Annotated in this window: 13 protein-coding genes and 4 tRNA genes; 15 read left to right on the top strand and 2 right to left on the bottom strand. The window is 66.1% G+C overall.

Annotation, left to right across the window (positions count from 1 at the left end; all coding sequences use genetic code 11):
* The first annotated feature begins 4 nt into the window (after positions 1-4).
* Positions 5-1,447: a hypothetical protein gene (locus QYR03_RS06895; protein WP_301712511.1), complete on the top strand. Its 1,443-nt coding sequence runs from the start codon at positions 5-7 to the stop codon at positions 1,445-1,447.
* Between the two features lie 16 nt (positions 1,448-1,463).
* Here the strand turns inward: QYR03_RS06895 and QYR03_RS06890 are convergent, their stop codons facing one another.
* Entirely contained in the window at positions 1,464-2,417 is a 954-nt protein-coding gene (locus QYR03_RS06890; RefSeq protein WP_301712510.1) for a 1,4-dihydroxy-2-naphthoyl-CoA synthase, read from the bottom strand.
* Positions 2,418-2,433: 16 nt separating this feature from the next.
* Here QYR03_RS06890 and QYR03_RS06885 point away from each other — a divergent pair, with 16 nt between their 5' ends.
* From QYR03_RS06885 to QYR03_RS06855, 7 genes are all read left to right on the top strand, one after another.
* Positions 2,434-3,393, top strand: a complete 960-nt coding sequence (locus QYR03_RS06885; RefSeq protein WP_301712509.1) for an o-succinylbenzoate synthase — start codon at positions 2,434-2,436, stop codon at positions 3,391-3,393.
* Between the two features lie 125 nt (positions 3,394-3,518).
* Positions 3,519-5,114: a DASS family sodium-coupled anion symporter gene (locus QYR03_RS06880; RefSeq protein WP_301712508.1), complete on the top strand. Its 1,596-nt coding sequence runs from the start codon at positions 3,519-3,521 to the stop codon at positions 5,112-5,114.
* A gap of 36 nt (positions 5,115-5,150) precedes the next feature.
* On the top strand, positions 5,151-5,792 hold the full coding sequence (locus QYR03_RS06875) for a hypothetical protein (protein ID WP_259851685.1): 642 nt from the start codon (positions 5,151-5,153) through the stop codon (positions 5,790-5,792).
* On the top strand, positions 5,782-7,467 hold the full coding sequence (gene menD, locus QYR03_RS06870) for a 2-succinyl-5-enolpyruvyl-6-hydroxy-3-cyclohexene-1-carboxylic-acid synthase (RefSeq protein ID WP_301712507.1): 1,686 nt from the start codon (positions 5,782-5,784) through the stop codon (positions 7,465-7,467). Before QYR03_RS06875 ends, menD begins: the two co-directional genes overlap by 11 nt.
* 17 nt (positions 7,468-7,484) lie before the next feature.
* Positions 7,485-7,949 (top strand): DUF3592 domain-containing protein, encoded by a 465-nt coding sequence (locus QYR03_RS06865; protein ID WP_301712506.1) that lies wholly within the window; start codon positions 7,485-7,487, stop codon positions 7,947-7,949.
* 27 nt (positions 7,950-7,976) lie between these two features.
* A complete protein-coding gene (locus tag QYR03_RS06860; protein WP_301712505.1) occupies positions 7,977-9,125 on the top strand; it encodes a glycosyltransferase family 1 protein in 1,149 nt (382 codons plus the stop codon).
* A 59-nt stretch (positions 9,126-9,184) separates the two neighbouring features.
* Positions 9,185-9,871, top strand: coding sequence for a demethylmenaquinone methyltransferase (locus QYR03_RS06855; RefSeq protein ID WP_301712504.1), 687 nt, complete (start codon positions 9,185-9,187; stop codon positions 9,869-9,871).
* 15 nt (positions 9,872-9,886) lie between these two features.
* On the opposite strand, the gene QYR03_RS06850 is transcribed toward QYR03_RS06855, so the two are convergent.
* On the bottom strand, positions 9,887-11,146 hold the full coding sequence (locus QYR03_RS06850; RefSeq protein WP_301712503.1) for a geranylgeranyl reductase family protein: 1,260 nt from the start codon (positions 11,144-11,146) through the stop codon (positions 9,887-9,889).
* 81 nt (positions 11,147-11,227) lie between these two features.
* On the opposite strand from QYR03_RS06850, the gene QYR03_RS06845 reads away from it, so the two are divergent.
* The 7 genes from QYR03_RS06845 to secE all read left to right on the top strand — a co-directional run bounded on the left by QYR03_RS06845 (position 11,228) and on the right by secE (position 15,126).
* The gene (locus QYR03_RS06845; RefSeq protein ID WP_301712502.1) at positions 11,228-12,244 is read left to right on the top strand and encodes a polyprenyl synthetase family protein; all 1,017 of its coding nucleotides are present in this window, start codon (positions 11,228-11,230) and stop codon (positions 12,242-12,244) included.
* A 64-nt stretch (positions 12,245-12,308) separates the two neighbouring features.
* A tRNA-Tyr gene (locus QYR03_RS06840) sits at positions 12,309-12,393 on the top strand.
* A 149-nt stretch (positions 12,394-12,542) separates the two neighbouring features.
* Positions 12,543-14,141 carry a lamin tail domain-containing protein gene (locus QYR03_RS06835; protein WP_301978488.1) on the top strand — a complete coding sequence of 533 codons (1,599 nt, stop codon included), beginning with the start codon at positions 12,543-12,545 and terminating at the stop codon, positions 14,139-14,141.
* A gap of 218 nt (positions 14,142-14,359) precedes the next feature.
* Positions 14,360-14,432: transfer RNA gene (locus QYR03_RS06830), tRNA-Thr, on the top strand.
* Between the two features lie 66 nt (positions 14,433-14,498).
* Positions 14,499-14,570 (top strand) — tRNA-Met (locus QYR03_RS06825).
* Positions 14,571-14,703: 133 nt separating this feature from the next.
* Positions 14,704-14,779, top strand: a tRNA-Trp gene (locus QYR03_RS06820).
* Between the two features lie 23 nt (positions 14,780-14,802).
* Positions 14,803-15,126, top strand: a complete 324-nt coding sequence (secE, locus tag QYR03_RS06815) for a preprotein translocase subunit SecE (RefSeq protein WP_301712499.1) — start codon at positions 14,803-14,805, stop codon at positions 15,124-15,126.
* Positions 15,127-15,530: the final 404 nt, after the last annotated feature.

Raw genomic sequence — 15,530 nt, 5'->3', positions numbered from 1 at the left:
CACGATGCGGGAATTGCGTGCTGAATGGATCCGCGCGAAAGGATCCGTTGTGTGGTGGCTCGCCGTCGGCGGGCTGGTGCTGGGTGTCGTCCTATCGGGGATGTCGCTGGTGGGCAGCATTGACGACGCCACCGACCTGCTCAACTGGCAGGCATTGCTGGTCACGGGCATGCTCGCGCCGATCGCCGCGCTGTACGCCGGGCTGGCGGAACAACGGGAGAAACAATCCCGCTCCGGCGGGACGTTGTGGCGCCCGGCATCACGGCATGCGACGCGTACCGCACGCTTGCTGGTCGTGTGGGCCGCGCTCGGGCTGTTCTTCCTGCTGGATTTCGGTGCGACGTGGGCGTTTGCCGCGCTCTTCGGCCTGGATCATGCTCCACGCGTTTTGCTGATCGCGTTTTTCACGTGGGTCGGCTCACTCGGCGCGGCCGGTCTCGCCGCCGGGATCAGCCGCCGCTATGGTCTGCTCGCGGCGCTTGGCTTCGCAGTCGTGTGGCAGTTCGGCCTCGGCTTCCTCGCTGAGCGCGAATGGTGGTGGCTCAACCCCGGCGCCTGGCCGATGCGTCTGGTCGTGCCGGCGATGGGGCTCCACATCAACGCAACCCCGCTGGAACCGGACTCGCCGTTGCTAAACGAGTCGCCGTGGCCGGCTTTCGCCCTGTGCGGGTTGCTCGCCGCGGCGGGCATGGCGTGCGCAGTGGCAGTGCCGCCGCGCACGACTCCTCTACGCCTGCCCCGCCGGACCGTCCATGCGGTGACCGCGCCTGTGACCGACAATCCCGCATTTCCCGCGGTGAACCGCCCGGCTGCCGTGCCGCGCCTGGCTGCGCTACGCGGCATCCACCGCGCCGCGCTGAACCCGGCTGTGACCGCGTGCGTGATCCTGTCCGTTCTGGTCATGCTCTTCGCCCTGCGCTACGACCCGTCCGTGCGCACTGGCCTGTTCACCTACGCGATCCTGCCTGTCGGCGCGGGCCTCTTACCGGTGCTCGTGTGGCCGCAGTTGCGCCACGCCTGGCCGCTCATGCAGATTGAGCACCCCCGCGTCCGCGCAGCACTGCTCGGATGGCTGCTCATTGTGGTCACGCTTGTTGCGCTCGTCGCGGCAGTCACCAGCGGGGCCACGCTTATCGACGCCGCCCGTCGCCTCCTTCTCGCCGTCCTCATCGGCGGCGCGATGGCATTCTTTTCGCTGGCTGTCACTGTCCGCTGGGGCGTGGGCTGGGCGCTTGCATGGACGCTGTTCGTGACCATTTTCTCCGTCACCATTGGCGGTGACGTCCTCGCTCAGAGCGCACTTTGGATCATCGCGCCGACCGCCTGGCCGGAGACTGCCACGACTGCGACGCGGTTCGTCGTCGCTGCGGTTATTGGTGCGTTGCTATTCGCTGGCAGCGCAGTGCTAGCTCATCGGCTGCTGCGCGGGCCGCAGGTGCGGGGATAAGAGCCACTAGCAACAGTTAGTAATAGAACGGAAACTCGTCCCAGTTCGGCGGGCGCTTCTCCAGGAAGGAGTCGCGGCCTTCCACAGCTTCGTCGGTCATGTACGCCAGTCGGGTGGCTTCGCCGGCGAAGACTTGCTGGCCCATGAGGCCGTCGTCAAGCAAATTGAATGCGAATTTGAGCATGCGCTGGGCGGTGGGGGACTTGCCGTTGATTTCGCGGGCGACCTGGATGGCTTCTTCTTCGAGCTCGGCGTGGTCGGCGACGATATTCACGGCGCCCATGCGGTGCATGTCCTCAGCGGAGTAGGTGCGGCCGAGGAAGAAGATTTCGCGGGCGAATTTCTGGCCGACTTGTTTGGCCAGGTAGGCCGAGCCGTAGCCGCCGTCGAAGGAGCCGACATCGGCGTCGGTCTGCTTGAAGCGGGCTTCTTCGCGGGAGGCGATGGTCATGTCGCACACGACGTGGAGGGAGTGCCCGCCGCCGGCGGCCCAGCCGCCCACCACGGCGATGACCACCTTGGGCATGGTGCGGATGAGGCGCTGGACTTCGAGAATGTGCAGTCGGCCGCCCTCGGCTTTGACGCGGGCTTCGTCGACATGGTCGGCGGTGGCGGCTTCGACATCGCCGTCGTGGCTGGTCGCGTACTGGTAGCCGGAGCGGCCGCGGATGCGCTGGTCGCCCCCGGAGCAGAACGCCCAGCCGCCGTCTTTCGGCGACGGACCGTTGCCGGTGAGCAGCACGACGCCCACGGACGGATCGCGGCGCGCGTGGTCGAGCGCGCGGTAGAGCTCGTCGACGGTATGCGGGCGGAACGCGTTGCGCACCTCTGGCCGGTCGAATGCGATGCGCACGATGCCGTCGGCGCGGCTTTCGCCGACGTGGCGGTGGTAAGTGATGTCGGTGAAGTCGAAGCCGTCGACGGGTTTCCATTGGGAGGCATCGAATGGCTGGGCGGTGGAATAAGTCATGCCTACACTTTGCCCCATGAGCCTGACCGCCGACGACATTCTCGACCGCGCCCACGTTGTCGCCTTGCCGATGGTGGTGCCGTTCCGCGGCATCACCACGCGGGAGGCGTTGCTGATCGAGGGGCCGGCGGGCTGGGGCGAGTTCGCCCCGTTTGTCGAGTACGGCGACGCGGAGGCGGCGACGTGGTTGAAGGCGGGCCTAGAGGCGGCGTTCACCGGGTACGCGGACGTGGACACCGGCGACGGCTGGGTCGAGGTCAACGGCACGGTGCCCGCTGTGTCGCCGGATGAGGTGCCGGGCGTGCTCGCGCGCTACCCGTCGGCGCGCACGTTCAAGATCAAGGTCGCGGAGAAAGGGCAGACGCTTATCGACGACGCGGCCCGCGTCGCCGCCGTCCGCGCCGCGCGGCCGGATGCGGTGCTGCGTGTGGATGCCAACGGCGGCTGGAGCGTCGACGAGGCGGTCCGCGCGGCGGAGACGCTGGGGGAGCTGGAGTACATCGAGCAGCCCTGCGCCACGGTGGAGGAGTTGGCTCAGGTGCGTCGGCGGGTGGCAACCCCGATCGCGGCGGATGAGTCGATCAGGAAAGCCGCTGATCCGTACCGCGTGGCGGAGCTGGCGGCCGCGGATGTGGCGGTGGCGAAGGTGGCGCCGCTCGGTGGGGTGCGGCGGTTGATGCAGATCAGCTCCGATCTGGGGTTGAGGTTGACCGTCGCTTCAGCGCTCGACACCGCGGTTGGGATTCGCGCCGGTTTGATCGCGGCGAAGGCGACGCACTCCCAAGCTGCAGGGCTAGCCACGCAGCGCCTGTTCGCCGAGGACGTGGCTGGCCCGTTCGAGTTCGTCGGCGGACGCATGCGCATCGCCGATGCCGTGCCCGATCCGGACCGGCTGGTCGGGTTGGCTGCGCCGGGGGAGCGGAAAGACTGGTGGTTCGAGCGGCTTCGCCGTTGCCTGACGTATCTGGGGGATTGAAACGGGCATTGCGAGCGTCCGGTTGGGGTGATTCGGGGGTGATTTTTTCGTTGCCCCCGGAGGTGTGTCTTATGTTGTTGATAGGAAACTTATAGCCCGTATACAGGAAGTAAGGTCCCTCTCTCATGACCACAAGCTATTCCACTGCCGTGACACAGGACACGGCGGAATTGTCCGACGGCGATCTCGGCACCGCACCCGAAAAGGGTGTGTGGCGCCGTCAGCTCATCGGCTTGGTTCTCGGCATTGTCGCCGCGGCTGTCGTCTACTTCATCTTCCCGTCCGGCGCAGCCGACGTCGTCCGCGAGTCCTCCGGCGCCGACCCTGATACGGAGTACAGCGCGCAGACCATGCGTGTTGTCGCCGCCGTTGCGGTGTGGATGGCTGTGTGGTGGATGACCGAGGCGATCCCGCTCGCCGCGACAGCACTGATTCCGCTGGCTGTTTTCCCGTTGGCGAACGTGGCCAAGTTCAAGGAAGTCAGTGCGCCGTACGCGTCGTCCACGATCTTCCTGTTCATGGGCGGCTTCCTCTTGGCCCTGGGCATCCAGCGCTGGAACCTGCACCGCCGCATGGCGTTGTGGGTGGTCAAACTCATCGGCACCAGCCCCCGCCGGATCATCCTCGGTTTCATGCTGGCCACCGGCTTTTTGTCCATGTGGGTCTCCAACACGGCGACCGCGGTGGTCATGTTGCCGATCGGTGTGTCAGTCCTGACTTTGACTGCCGACCATGTCGGGGGCATGGACAAGCAGAAGAGGTTCGCCACTGCGCTTATGCTCGCTATCGCGTACGCGGCGTCCATCGGTTCGCTGGGCACGCTCATCGGTACCCCGCCGAACGCGCTTCTGGACGGCTACATGAAGGAAGCCCACGACATTGAGATCGGCTTCGGCAAATGGATGCTCGTCGGTGTCCCGGTCGCCGTGCTGTTCCTGCTCATCGCGTGGATTGTGCTGATCAACGTGTTCAAGCCGGAGATCGACCAGATCCCGGGCGGCCGCGAGCTCATCCGTGAGGAGCTGGACAAGCTCGGCGGGTGGACCTCCGGCCAGATCCTGTCGGCGATCATCTTCGTCGCCGCGGCGCTGTCCTGGGTCTTTATCCCGCTGGGTATCGACTACTTCGGCTGGGAAATCGGCTACGACGATGCTGCTGTGGGCATCATCGCCGGCCTGCTCATGTTCACCATTCCGGCGAAATCCAACGGCACCCGAATCCTGGATTGGGAGACCGCCAAGGACATTCCGTGGGATGTCCTGCTGCTGTTCGGCGGCGGTCTGTCCCTGTCCGCGATGTTCTCCCAGTCGGGTCTGTCCCTGTGGATCGGTGAGGCATCCAAGAACCTCGCTGGCCTGCCAGTGATCCTGCTGATCGGGGCTGTGGGCGCGCTCATCCTGCTGCTGACGGAGCTGACCTCCAACACCGCCACCGCGGCGACCTTCCTGCCGATCATGGGCGGTGTCGCCGTGGGCATCCGGCTTACCGCGGCCGGCGACATCAACGTGCTGCTGCTGACCATTCCGGTGGCACTGTCCGCGACATGCGCGTTCATGCTGCCGGTGGCGACCCCGCCGAACGCGATCGCCTACAGTTCCGGTTATGTGACCATGGGCGAGATGATCAAGGGCGGAATCTGGCTCAACGTCATCGGCCTGGTCCTGGTCACCGCCGCCACCTACCTCATCGCTGTCCCGGTCTTCGGCCTCACGCTTCCTTAATGGGCGTGGTTTCCTGCGGGGACTAGACTGACCCCCATGGATAACGAGACCCGACAGTTTGGGCGCCACGGTGACGACATCTCCGACGCGAGCACCCGTTACCTGTCCCCGTCCCAGTCCCCTTCGTCCGCGGGTGGCAGCGGCCAGTCCGCCCCGCACCAGTACATGCCGGGGGAGGGGGATTCGCGCTATGCGCAGTCGAGCTACCCCGAAACCCAGTACGGCGGCAGCTACGATTCGGGCGGCTACGAGCCCTACGAGGAGCCGTACCGTCCTGAGCCGCAGAATTCCGGCTCTTCTCGCGGCGGGTCGGGCTCGATCGTGCTGGCGGTGCTGGCCCTCTTGCTGGGTCTGGCCGCTATTGGAATGTTCTTCTTGTGGCGTGGCGCCGAGTCCCGCGCGAATAAGCCCGAACCGGCCCCGGTGACCATCACCCAGACAGAAACGGTGACCACCACGCCGTCCGGCATTCTGGACGACCTGCTGGGGCGCGACCGCAAGAAGGACGACAACGGCGGCGAGTCGGGCGAGCAGGGCCAGCAGGGCGGCGGCGAAGATGCGCCACCGTCGCTGCCGGAGGATCTACCCACTGAGCTCCCGGACGATCTTCCGGATGAGTACCGCCAGGGTGCCGAGGACCTTTTGAACCAGCTCGACGGAATCCTCAATGCCGGATAGCCGCATGGAGAGCCCAGAGAACCCGGCGAGCGATTCAATGCAGCTGGCCGCCCATGTGGCCGAGGTGGTCGCGGAGCACGTCACGGATGTCGTGCTGTGCCCGGGTTCGCGCAATTCGCCGCTGGCGTACGCGCTGCTCGCCCGCCGCGACATCACGGTGCACGTGCGTATCGACGAACGCGCGGCCGCCTTCACCGCCCTCGGCATCGCACGCGTGCAGCGCCGCCATGTCGGCGTGGTCATGACGTCCGGGACTGCTGTGGCGAACACGTTCCCGGCTGTGATCGAGGCACACATGTCCCACACGCCGCTGGCAGTGATCAGCGCGGACCGGCCCGAGCGTCTCGTGGGCACCGGGGCCTCCCAGACGATCTGGCAGCAGGGCATCTTCGGCCGCTACGCCGCCACCCAGCAGGTCACGCAGGTCGGCGACGCGGTGAGCTTCGATGCCGACCAGGTGCACATCAATGTCGCCTTCGACACACCGCTCGTGCCCGAGGCGCTCCCGGAACCCGTGGGCAGCCCGCGCCGAGTGGGGCCGGGCCGCCTGCGTCTGGCAGAGGGGCGGGGGCATCGTGCCACCGACACTGGTCCGGCAGGTGCTGTCGACCATGGCGTGGTGGATGTGGACTTGACTAGGAACACCCTCGTCATCGCCGGCGACGAGGCGTGGGAGGTGCCCGGACTCGAGCATGTGCCCACCATCGCCGAGCCGACAGCGCCGACGCCGTTCCACCAGGTCCACCCGCTGGCCGCCCGCTTCTTCGCCCAGGACGAGGTGGCGGTCAGCCACGACGGCGGCGACTTCGCAGCGTCCACGAAGCCGGAGCAGGTGATAGTGGTCGGCCACCCGACTCTTCACCGCGACGTGATGGCGTTGATGGCTGACAGCACGATCGAGGTCATCGGCATCACCCGCACCGGGACGGTCACGGGCCACCCGGACCGCGTGGGCAGCCGCGTCAACGCCACCGGGCAGCCCACCGACACGTGGTTGAAGATCTGCGAGGCCGCCGGGGATGTCGGCGCGGAAACTGTCCGTAAGGCGCTCGAGGACGACACGTTCGGCTTCACCGGCCTGCACGCCGCTGCGGCGGTGTGCGATTCGCTTGGGATGGGGGACACTCTGGTCCTCGGTTCGTCGAACCCGGTGCGCGACGCGAGCCTGGTGGGCATGCCTTTCGACGGTGTGAGCACCTACTCGGCCCGCGGCGTCGCCGGCATTGACGGCACGTTGTCGCAGGCCACAGGCATCGCCTTGGCGACGCAGGCGCTGCACCCGGACGAGATCCGTGCCCCGCGCACCGTGGCGCTCGTGGGCGACCTGACCTTCCTGCACGACGCGGGCGGGCTGCTCATCGGTCCGGACCAGCCGACCCCCGGCAACCTCACCATCGTGGTGGCCAACGACAACGGCGGCGGTATCTTCGAAACACTCGAAGTCGGGGCGCCAGAGCTCCGCGGCAGTTTCGAGCGGGCCTTCGGCACGCCGCACGACGCGGATATCGAGGCCCTCGCCGCAGGCTACGGTGCTGCCTACCGCAGGGGCACTGGGATCGGTGAGTTGACGGAGGCGCTGTACGAGGGCGTCGATAAGCCTGCTCCCGTCACCGTGATTGAGGCCGTGACCACGCGCACTACCCGCCGGGCGCTGTCCGAGCGGCTGAAGAAGTAGAAGCGGCGGGGGAAACAGTGGCTCCGACTGTCCGCCGACGCCTCCACCAGCTCATCATCGTGCTTTACGCGTGCGCGATACTGGGCAGCGTGGCCATGGTCGCGGGGCCGGCGTACAACGACTTCACCATCTCGCGCGACCCCGGACGCGGCATCGCCACCGTCACCGGTGTGGGGTTGACGCGCACCTCCGTCGATTACCAGGACGAGTCCGGCGAATTCCACTCCCCGCAGCGCGGCCTGCTCTACCCCTCGGGACTCGGCGACGGGCAGCAGGTGTGGGTGACCTACGCGAAGAGCAACCCGGAGATCGTCAAAGTGGAGGGGCGCGGCTGGACGCTCGCTATCGTTCCCGCGCTGTCCGTCGGCGCGGTGGCCACCCTCATCGCGGCGGCCGCCTGGCTGGGGGTCAGCGCTTTAGGTAAGAAGTCCCGGACACCGGGCGGAAAGTTCACCTCTCGTTCCCGTGAAAGCAAGGACTAATTAGCGCTGGTCCTGAATAATGCTCGCATGCGTGTTGCCATTGTCGCCGAGTCTTTCCTGCCCAACGTCAACGGAGTGACCAACTCGATCCTCCGGGTTCTGGAGCATCTCCAGCGGACAGGCCACGAAGCGATCGTGATCGCGCCGGGTGCGCGCGCCAACCAGGAGGAGATCGCCGAGTACGCGGGCTTTCCCGTTGTGCGCGTGCCCACGGTCATGGTGCCGCTGGTGGACTCTTTGCCCATCGGTGTGCCCAACGGCACGATCACGCGCGTGCTGCGCGAATTCAAGCCCGATGTGGTGCACTTGGCCAGCCCTTTCGTCCTCGGCGGTGCGGGCGCCGTGGCGGCGAAGCGCCTCAAGCTTCCAGCGGTCGCGCTGTTCCAGACGGATGTGGCCGGCTACACCGCCCGCTACCACGTCGGCTTCCTCGAGTCCGCGGCGTGGGTGTGGGCGCGGAACCTGCACAACATGACCCAGATGACGTTGGCGCCGTCGTCGGTGACAATCGGGGAGCTCGAGGCCCACGGAATCAAGAACATCCGCCGCTGGGGCCGAGGCGTCGACTCTGAGCTGTTCCGCCCGGACCGCCGCTCGCAGAAGCTGCGCAAGAAGTGGGACCCGACGGGGCAGAAGAAGATCGTCGGCTTCGTCGGCCGCCTCGCGTCGGAGAAGGGTGTGGAGCGGCTCACGGTCCTCCACGGCGACCCGGATATCCAGCTCGTCATCGTCGGTGACGGACCGCTGCGCCGCACCCTGGGCAAGCGCATGCCTACCGCTGTGTTCACCGGGCAGTTGAGCGGCAAAAAGCTCGCCGCCGCCTACGCCAGCTTGGACCTGTTCGTGCACACGGGCGAATTCGAGACCTTCGGGCAGACCATCCAGGAGGCGCAGGCTTCCGGCACCCCCACCATCGGCCCGCGTGCCGGTGGCCCGATCGACCTGATCGAGCCCGGCTACAACGGCGACCTGATCGACGTGGACACCTTCGAGCGCGATCTGCCCGCCTCCGTCGCCGCTATTCTGCAGCCCGGGACGCTGGAGCAGATGCGGGTCAACGCCCGCGCGTCTGTCGCCGACAAGACCTGGCCTGCCCTGTGCGACCAGCTGCTCGGCTACTACGGCGAGGTCATCGACGGCTACCCGAAGAAGCGCCGTCGCCCGCTCCGGCGATAGCGGGGGACGTCGGGGCTTCAATGTGGTCGAGGTATCGCGGTGGCCTAGACTCGGGTGCTATGGCCAAGGCGAACCTGGAGAAGAACCCGCTGGATGTCGCGGGAATGTTCGATGAAGTAGGGAAGAACTACGACATCACCAACACAGTCATGACGGGTGGCCTGGACCGCTACTGGCGCAAGCGCACCCGTCAGCGCCTGGACCTGAAGCCAGGGGAGAAGGTCCTCGACCTTGCGGCCGGCACGGCGGTGTCCACGGTGGAGCTGACCAAGTCCGGCGCATGGTGCGTGGCGTGCGATTTCTCCCAGGGCATGCTGGCCGCCGGCAAGCACCGTGACGTGCCCAAAGTCGTGGGCGACGCGATGCACCTGCCGTTCGCCGACGAGACCTTCGATGCCGTGACCATCTCCTACGGCCTGCGCAATGTCCACGATTTCGAAGCCGGCCTGCGCGAGATGGCTCGCGTGACCAAACCGGGCGGCCGCTTGGTGGTCAACGAATTCTCCACCCCCGTGGTCCCGGTGTTCTCCACCATCTACCGCGAGTACCTGCCCCGGGTGATTCCTCTCCTGGGCAAGGTGTTCTCCTCCAACGCGGAGGCCTACGAGTACCTGGCGGAGTCGATCCGCGCCTGGCCCGACCAGGAGGACCTCGCTGCGGCGGTCAACGCCAACGGGTGGGAGGACTGCGGCTGGCAGAACCTCGCCTTCGGCATTGTCGCCCTGCACGGGGCGGTCAAGCGCTAGAGCCTCCTCCGGGGCCTAGTCCACGGACCACAGCGGGCTGTCCGCGCGCGTGCGGGAGGCTCGGGAGACTCGAGAGGCCATGGAACCGGCCAGGCGCCACACGCGTGCGACGAGGTCCCGGTCTTCCTCGGTGACGAGGTTGCCCATCAGGCGTGCCGCCGCGGGCATGAGGTGGCGTCCGCCGGGGCCGCGCAGGGCCAGCGGGCCCGCTGCGGGCAGGAACTGCGGGTACGTGAGCACACGGGCGAGTGTGCGGGCCAGCACGAACGCTTCGCCGTACGCGCGGCGCAGTTCATGTGGCCAGACCAACGTCAGATCGGGGTGGGTTCCGGCGGCATCCGCGATCAGGTCCACCGCCATGATGGCGGTCTCCAGCCCGTAGTCGATGCCCTCGCCGTTGAGGGGGTTCACGCAGGCTGCCGCGTCGCCGATGAGCATCCAGTTCGGCCCGGCGACGTTGGACACCGCGCCGCCCATCGGCAACAGGGCGGAGGTGATGTTCTCCGGCTGGCCCAGCTGCCACTCGTCTCGGACCTGGTCAGCGTACTGGAGCAGCAGCTTCTTCGTGTTCACCTTCGCAGGGCGGGCGTCGGTGGACAGGGCACCGCAGCCCAGGTTCACTGTGCCGTCGCCGAGCGGGAAGATCCACCCGTAGCCGGGCTGGATCGCACCCGCCCCGTCGCGCAGCTCCACGTGGGAGTGCATCCACGGTTCACCGCTGAACGGAGTGGCGCAGTAGGAGCGCGCCGCGATGCCGTAGACCTGACCGCGGTGCCATTTCCGGCCGAGCTGCTTGCCGAAGGGGGAGCGCACCCCATCGGCCACGATCACCCACTTCGCGCGCAGCGTCCCCTGAGAGGTGACCACGCCGGTGATCGCGCCGCTGTCATCGAATTCGGCGCCGATGGCGGGGCAGCTGTAGAACATCTCGGCGCCGAGGGAGGAGGCAAGGTCGGCCAAGGCGGCGTCGAAAAGCGAGCGCGGCGAGGCGGAACCTTCCGTGCCGTAGTGGCCCTCCGGCCACGGCGCGGTCACGGAACCGCCGTAACCATGCAGCTTGAGCCCCCTGTTGCGGTAGGTGGGGAGCGCGGCGGACAGCCCCAACTCCCGCAGGGCGTGCACCGCGCGGGGAGTCAGCCCGTCGCCGCATGTCTTGTCGCGGCCGGCGGGGGCGGCATCCACAACCGCGACCTCGAAACCGGCGCGCCGGGCGGCAATGGCGGCGGCAGAACCTGCGGGTCCCGCACCGACAACGACGCACTCGAACGATTTCACCGAACTTATTGTGCCAGATGGCTCAGGGGTGGACTACGGTTAAGGGGACGCAGACCCCGCACGACCCCGCAAGGACGATAGATGACCAACGGCACTCCCACGTCGCCCGCCGTCGACAACAAGCTCGATCTCGGCGACGAGGACTTGGCGCAACGCGTCACGGACGGGTTGAACCGGGTGGAAGAGCTCATGTTCGAGCGGCTTTCCGGCGGCGAGGATTTCCTCAGCGAACAGGTCACCCACCTGGCCAAGGCTGGCGGCAAGCGCTTCCGTCCGTTGATGGCGGTGCTGGCGAGTGAGTTCGGGCCGACCCCGCAGGCGGACAATGTGATCCGCGGCGCGGCGATCGTGGAGCTGGTCCACCTGGCCACGCTGTACCACGACGACGTGATGGACGAGGCCGCGAAGCGCCGCGGTGTGGAGTCCGCGAATTCCCGCTGGTCCAACACGGTCGCGATCCTCTCCGGCGACTACCTGCTGGCGGAGGCCTCGCGGTTGATGAGCGAGATCGACACCGCCACCGTCCGCCACTTCGCGGAGACGTTCAGCGACTTGGTCACCGGCCAGATGCGCGAGACCGTCGGCGCGCGCGGCGGCGACCCCGTCGAGCATTATCTCGAAGTCATCCGGGAAAAGACCGGTGTGCTCATCGCGTCCGCCGCCTACCTGGGTGCCACGCACTCCGGCGCGGACGAGGCCACGGTGCGCACCATCAAGGAGCTCGGCGAGGCGATCGGTATGGTCTTCCAGATCGTCGACGACATCATCGACATTTTCTCCGACTCCGATCAGTCCGGGAAGACCCCGGGCACGGATCTGCGCGAGGGCGTGTTCACCCTCCCGGTCCTCTACGCGCTGCAGGACGAAGGGGACGCGGGCGAGGAGCTCCGCGGCCTTCTCACTGGCCCGCTCACCGAGGACGCCGACGTGGAGCGCGCCCTCACGCTCATCGCCGAGACGGACGGCCGTGCACGCGCGCTTGACGACGTCCACCGCTACCTCTCCATCGTCGACGCTCGCCTGGACGAGCTGCCTGACATCCCGGCGAACGGTGCGATGCGCCAAATCGCGCGCTACACAGTCGAGCGCGTCGGCTGAAAACCAACCTTCAGCAGCTGATTTGTTGTTTCTGTGACCCGCTGCTGTAGAGTAGTCCAAGCACGCCAGGTTGCCCGAGCGGCCAAAGGGAGCGGACTGTAAATCCGCCGGCATTGCCTTCAGAAGTTCGAATCTTCTACCTGGCACCACTGACAACGCGTACCGCGGACAATTTCCCGCGGTGCGCGTTTTTGCATTTCCCCTTTTCATTTTCCGGTCACGCGGACGTCACTTTCAGGCCAGTGCCCGTTAAAAGAGCGGGGCTAGCGTCTCACGGGTACGTCACTGTTTCCAACGCATGAAGGGTTTTCCTGTGTCCCGTTCCCGCTTCCGCGCCGCGCTCGCTCTGCCGGCCGCCGCATCCCTGGCTCTGTCTGCTTTCGCCGTTCCGGTGGCCACCGCCGCCGAGACGGTCTCCTCCCCGGTGGTCCTCAACGAGATCGAGTCCAACGGTGACTCGGTCGGCGACTGGGTCGAGCTGGCTAACACGGACAACAACCAGAGCATCGACATTTCCGGCTGGAAGATTCTTGACGACGATGACAAGCACGCCCCGATCGTCATTCCGGACGGCACGAAGATCGAGTCTGGCGGCTACAAGGCGTTCTACACCGATACGCAGACGATTGACGGCTCCAAGGGCTTCGGTCTGGGCGGCAAGGACACCGTCCGCATTTTCGATGCCGAGGGCAACCTCGTCGCCGAGCAGTCCTGGACCGAGCACTCGCCGACCACTCTTGGCCGCGTCCCGGACATGACCGGCGACTTCACCGACACTGCCGAGCCGACGATGGGGCTCAAGAACAAGGGTGCCGGCGACGCGGGGGAGACGACCCCTGCGGGGGCGGTTGAGCCGTGGCCGTACGACAACGTCTACAACGTCGACCTGGGTGGCGATTTCGCGGGCGAGGACATGTCCGGTGTCGACTTCGACGACAAGGGCCGCGCATGGGTGGTCAACAACGGCACCGGCAAGCTCTACGCCCTCGACTACGACGAGGCCGCCAAGAAGTACTCCGTGGCCGGCACGTGGACCCTGAAGTACGCCGACGGCACCGGAAAGCTCGACACCGAGGGCGTCACCGTCGGCCCGGACGGCGCCATCTACGTCGCCACCGAGCGCAACAACGAGGACAAGAAGGTCTCCCGCCCGTCCGTGCTGCGCTTTGAGGTGAAGGAAGGGGAGGAGGAGCTCAAAGCCACCCACGAATGGAACCTGAAGGATGTCGCCGGCGAGATCGGCGCCAACGCGGGCCTGGAAGCGATCTCCTACATCCCGGAGCAGAAGCTCTACGCGGTCGGCGTCGAGGCTGACGGCAAGGTCCACTTCCTCGACCTGAAGGACGACGGCACCTACGAGCTCAAGCAGACCTACCAGTCGCCGTTCTCCGGCGTCATGGCGCTCGACTACCGCCAGCAGGACAAGCAGCTTCGCGTGCTTTGCGACGAAGCGTGCGACGGCCAGTCCATCCTCCTCGCCCACAACGGCACCGAATTCGCCCCGGCATCCGAGATCCAGGCCCGCCCGGCTCACTTCGCCAACCTGGCCAATGAGGGCTTCGGCTCCTATACCTCCACCAGCGAGTGCGTGGGAGGCAAGGCCACTGAGGTCACCCGTTTCCTGTGGGCTGACGACGGCGTGAGCGAGGGCATCTCCCTGCGTGGCGCGAACCACGAGCAGACCGTCGACTGCACGGACAGCAACGGCGATGCCGGCAGCGGCAAGGGCGGATCCAGCGATCAGGCAGGCCAGACCAGCGGGCAGTCCAGCACCGGCGGCGTCGTCGCCGCAGTCCTCGGCGCACTGCTGGCCTTCATCGCCGGCGTGATTTCCGCGGGCCCGATCATGCAGTGGGTCAAGGACAACAGCAACCTGGACATCAAGCTGCCGTTCTAGCAGGTCCGGAATAATTCCATAGCGGTGTTCCACCGCGTACGCCGTAGCCACCCTCCGCGCCCTGCCCAACGTGCTGCGGTACGGGTGGTGAAACGGTGGCGTCGATAAGCTATAAAGCTCTCAAAAAAGTATTCTAGCCTGGCGATTTGTACGTTATGCATGTGCCGGGTTAATCTTTTCAAGGCTTCAAACGAGCGGGTAACGCTTAAGAGGCTTAAGCCCCCTTAGCTCAGTCGGCAGAGCGTCTCCATGGTAAGGAGAAGGTCAGCAGTTCGATTCTGCTAGGGGGCTCTGTTGTTTGCTAGCGGCGGACATGATTGGTTTACTCTTCTCATGTGCACTCGTTAGTGAGCACATGGCGGTGTAGCTCAGTGGTAGAGCAAGCGACTCATAATCGCTGTGTCGAGAGTTCAATTCTCTCCATCGCTACTCATCGATCCGACCCCGGTCGGGGAGATGTGCTCGCCCTCTCCGGGACTGTGAAGGTGCCGTGGTAGGGTTGGCGTACTGTCAGCCGGAACACCGAGAAATCGGTCGCCCGGCAGTGGAAAACAGTGCACCTAGGGGCGTGGCGCAATTGGTAGCGCAACGGTCTCCAAAACCGTAGGTTGCAGGTTCGAGTCCTGTCGCCCCTGCCATATAGACCAACTCGAGGAGAGCTGTGACTGATAACCAGCCTGGACGGAATGCCGCAAAGCCGACCGGTAAGCGCCAGCGCAGCGGCGCTAGCTCCGTCACCTCTGAGTCCTACCAGGAGAAGCGCGTAGAGAAGACCTCCCCGGAGGACCAAGGCAACGCCGGTAACGGCGTCGCCGCATTCCCCGGTGAAGTTGTCGGCGAAATGCGCAAGGTCGTGTGGCCGACCAGTTCGCAGATGGTCAACTACACGCTCATCGTCTTCGGCTTCCTCATCGTCCTGACCGCGCTGGTGTGGGGTGTCGACCACCTCGCGGCTTGGGGAGTTGAAAAGATCCTCGTCCCTTAAGCTATACTCGCGCAGTAGAGAAAATATCCCGCCTCCCAGCACACTGGGTAAGGCGGGATAAGTTTTTCGCCTAGCTGAGTAAGCTGGGCACTGATCAAAGACGTTAAAACACCAATAGCCATCGCGCCCCACCACAGTGCGGCGCGTGCCAACTGCAAGGAGCGGACATGGCCGAGGACAACGAATACAGCGTAGAAGCCAACGAAGCCGAGATGGTCGGCGAGGGCGGTGCCGTGCAGGAATCCACCGACCCGGCAGTGCCTGAAACGGATGACGCGGATGCCACCGCGTCTTCTGACGAGAATGCCGAGGATAACGCCGAGCTGCAGAATGAAAAGATGGTCGCTGAAGGCGGTGCTGTGCAGGAGGCGACAGATCCGGAAATTCGCGACGCGGAGGAAACG

It is taken from the genome of Corynebacterium sp. P4-C1 (genome assembly GCF_030503595.1).
In the GTDB taxonomy this organism is placed as follows: Bacteria; Actinomycetota; Actinomycetes; order Mycobacteriales; family Mycobacteriaceae; genus Corynebacterium.
The sequence above is the reverse complement of the archived record's forward strand: the minus strand, read 5'-3'. Positions and strand labels throughout refer to the sequence as shown.

Bases quoted from the DNA above. Each gene is read 5' to 3' on its own strand.
- QYR03_RS06895 (WP_301712511.1), top strand. From the start codon at position 5: ATGCGGGAATTGCGTGCTGAATGGATCCGCGCGAAAGGATCCGTTGTG.
- QYR03_RS06890 (WP_301712510.1), bottom strand. From the start codon at position 2,417: ATGACTTATTCCACCGCCCAGCCATTCGATGCCTCCCAATGGAAACCC.
- QYR03_RS06885 (WP_301712509.1), top strand. From the start codon at position 2,434: ATGAGCCTGACCGCCGACGACATTCTCGACCGCGCCCACGTTGTCGCC.
- QYR03_RS06880 (WP_301712508.1), top strand. From the start codon at position 3,519: ATGACCACAAGCTATTCCACTGCCGTGACACAGGACACGGCGGAATTG.
- QYR03_RS06875 (WP_259851685.1), top strand. From the start codon at position 5,151: ATGGATAACGAGACCCGACAGTTTGGGCGCCACGGTGACGACATCTCC.
- menD (WP_301712507.1), top strand. From the start codon at position 5,782: ATGCCGGATAGCCGCATGGAGAGCCCAGAGAACCCGGCGAGCGATTCA.
- QYR03_RS06860 (WP_301712505.1), top strand. From the start codon at position 7,977: ATGCGTGTTGCCATTGTCGCCGAGTCTTTCCTGCCCAACGTCAACGGA.
- QYR03_RS06855 (WP_301712504.1), top strand. From the start codon at position 9,185: ATGGCCAAGGCGAACCTGGAGAAGAACCCGCTGGATGTCGCGGGAATG.
- QYR03_RS06845 (WP_301712502.1), top strand. From the start codon at position 11,228: ATGACCAACGGCACTCCCACGTCGCCCGCCGTCGACAACAAGCTCGAT.
- QYR03_RS06835 (WP_301978488.1), top strand. From the start codon at position 12,543: ATGAAGGGTTTTCCTGTGTCCCGTTCCCGCTTCCGCGCCGCGCTCGCT.